The sequence below is a fragment of the Alteromonas sp. AO-Serp genome (genome assembly GCF_017849675.1).
Lineage (GTDB): Bacteria > Pseudomonadota > Gammaproteobacteria > Enterobacterales > Alteromonadaceae > Alteromonas > Alteromonas macleodii.
The window spans coordinates 1-2124 of the sequence record NZ_JAFLMX010000218.1 but is presented as its reverse complement, the minus strand read 5'-3'; the positions used below and the strand labels follow the sequence as shown (position 1 = coordinate 2124).

The 2124-nt window shown below is 45.4% G+C and carries 1 pseudogene; it reads left to right on the top strand.

The features are described 5' to 3' along the window. Positions 1–2124 (top strand): annotated as a pseudogene (locus QVA83_RS14830) (AAA family ATPase); the annotation flags it as partial.

Sequence of the window (2124 nt, the reverse complement as noted above, 5' to 3'; positions counted from 1 at the left end):
GCTGAAAAGCTTCGCCTGCCATTTTTGCAAAGAAACGGGCTTCAGCAAGACGTAACCCGTTATAAAGAAAGGCTTGAAGAGAAAGCAGCCCAGTTGCCCGACTTAAAAACGCAAAAGGCACAGCTCAGTTTGGAAGTGATGAACGCTGAACAAGCGTTAGTTCTTACAAAACAACAAAGCAGTGAGCTTGAAAAGCGCATAAACGAGCAGGTAGTTCCGCTAGATAACCAAATAGCGCAACTCACTACTGAACAGCAAAAAGCAAACGAAAATGCGGCACGTTTAAAGCAATCAATAAACACGTTAACGCTAAAGCGCACAGAAATCGAAAACGCTTCGGCAGATAACAAAACAAAGCTTGGTGAACTGGAAACTTACTTACGTGAACATCACTCACTTAGCGGCATGGCAGAATTTATAAGTGGCTGGAGTGAAACGGCGCGCCATATTGAACATGATCAGAAGCAGTTAGAAACACTGACACAAAGCGTAAAGAATGATCGTCAGGCGCTTTCATCCCTAGATGACGCTATTGCAAAGACAAATGAGTCGTTAAGCACCTTAACGCAGACCTTCGATGACAAAAACGGGCAAGTAGCCAAGTGCGAAAAGGCACTTCAGGCCGCGCTATCTGACAAACCAAGTGATACTAATAGTGCTAATGCAACCAGCAAAGCAAGCCTTCAGCAAGAGCGTGATACCAAGCTCCATCATTGGGATAACGTGTTACAGATAGGGCATATTCAACAGCAATATTTGGCACTAGAACAAGAGAAAGTATCGCTGGGTGCGCAAAAGGAAGACTTAGCGAAGAAACTAGCTCAGCAGCAATCTGACCGCCAAGCCTTGGTTGATGCTTACAAGCAAACTCGTAGTAATTTAAAAGACATAGAGGCGCTTATTGCCTTGGATGCTGAAGTGGCGCACCTGCGCGCCCAGCTAAAAAGTGGCGAGCCATGCCCTGTCTGTGGGGCAAACGAGCACACCACGTCTAGCGTGGTTATTGATGTACCTGAAACTATCCAAAAGCGAGATAGCTTAAAGCAGCAGTTAGATGATATTGAGCAGCAAGGGGCGCGGGCAAAAGAAAGTGTTACACAATCTGAATTCACGCTAGCTCAGGTTAATAAGCAGCTAGAACAGGCAAGCGGGCAACGAGATACGCTGCTAGAAAAATGGCAGCAGATTTCAAGCGTACTTAGCGCTGATATACCGAGCTTTGAAAAGGTCGACATTAATACATCGCAAAGCGTCGCTCAATTTACCCAGCAGTTTAAAACTCGTCTCGATGATATTAGTGCCCAATTAACGCGTTTAGATGAGTGCGAGCAAGCTCTAAATGCTGCACTGCAGGCTAAAAATGAAGCGCAACAGGCATTACAAGGCAAGCAGTCAGAACTTGCAGTTTCTCTGCAGCAGCGCGAAACCTTGGAAAAGCAATTTACAGAACGTAGTGCAGAGTTAGAGAATAAAACAAAAGGGGTTAACGATGGTATTTTAGCGCTTAGGGAAACTATGACGGCGCACGGTGCTGATATTCACAACTTGGCTATTGATGGAATTGCCACGTGGTTAAATGAAAAAGCCGAAGCGCTTAAAACCTATAAACACAATCATCAGCTACACGCTAAACTTAAAGATGAGTTGCAAGGGGTAAGTAGCGCCTTGCTAGTGGTTAGTCGTGATATCGAAAGCGCTGAGAATCAGCTAAAGGATGTATCTGAAGAGCTTGTGCAGCTAGATAATAGTTTAAAGGCGCTGCGAGACTCGCGCAAAACCGTATTCCCAGAAGGGGATATTGCTGAAACAAGGAATAAGGCAAGCGCTGGCCAAGAAATGGCTGAGCGAAACGTGAGTGAATGCAAATCTCGCCTGCAACAAACGGACACTATATTGTCTCGTTTAGAGGCCGAAATTGCCCAGCTCAATGAGCAACTGCGCGAAAAAGAGCAAGCACTTACAGAGGCAACAGAGCACTTTAGCCGTCAGTTGGCGAGCAGCCCATTTGACGATGAGCAAGCGTTTAGCAATGCGCTTTTAGACGAAGATACCCGCAACACCTTACTTGAACTGCAAAAGCGATTAACTCAGCAAAAACAACAAGCAGACTTAAAGCTAGAAAAC